The 461-nt window shown below is 49.2% G+C and carries 1 protein-coding gene; it reads right to left on the bottom strand.

From position 1 onward, the window contains the following. Positions 1–461: AMP-binding protein (locus JFQ59_RS12350; RefSeq protein WP_202320811.1), on the bottom strand; the 461-nt coding region annotated here is incomplete at both ends.

Here is a 461-nt window from a genome sequence, read left to right as displayed (position 1 = left end):
TTCCTGAGCATTTCCTCATACTCGATGTCAGTCAGCTTTGTTTCCGGCATTGTGTCGTCCGTCATGATGACGTAGCTTTTTACCGTTTCAAGCTTGTCGGCTATGGATTCGACAAGGGGTACGAAGTCCTTGAAAACGAGAACAACCTCATCCTCAGCGTGGTTCATGGTGTACAGGATATCATCGGGACTGAGCCTGACATTGACGGTGTGCAGAACGGCACCCATCATCGGGATTGCAAAATAGCATTCCAGGTAGCGGTTGCTGTCCCAGTCAAGAACCGCCACCCTGGTTCCCTTCTTAACCCCAAGCTCTTCCAGTGCGCTCGCCAGTCTGTGCACCCTTTCGTATATGTCTCTGAAGGTGTATCTTTTCAGATCCCTGTAAACAACTTCCTGCTTCGGGGCGTAATTCACACCGCTCTCAAAAATGTGCTTTATTAAGAGCTGGTAGTTGTATGC

This window comes from Archaeoglobus neptunius, assembly GCF_016757965.1.
Classification (GTDB): domain Archaea; phylum Halobacteriota; class Archaeoglobi; order Archaeoglobales; family Archaeoglobaceae; genus Archaeoglobus; species Archaeoglobus neptunius.
The sequence above is the reverse complement of the archived record's forward strand: the minus strand, read 5'-3'. Positions and strand labels throughout refer to the sequence as shown.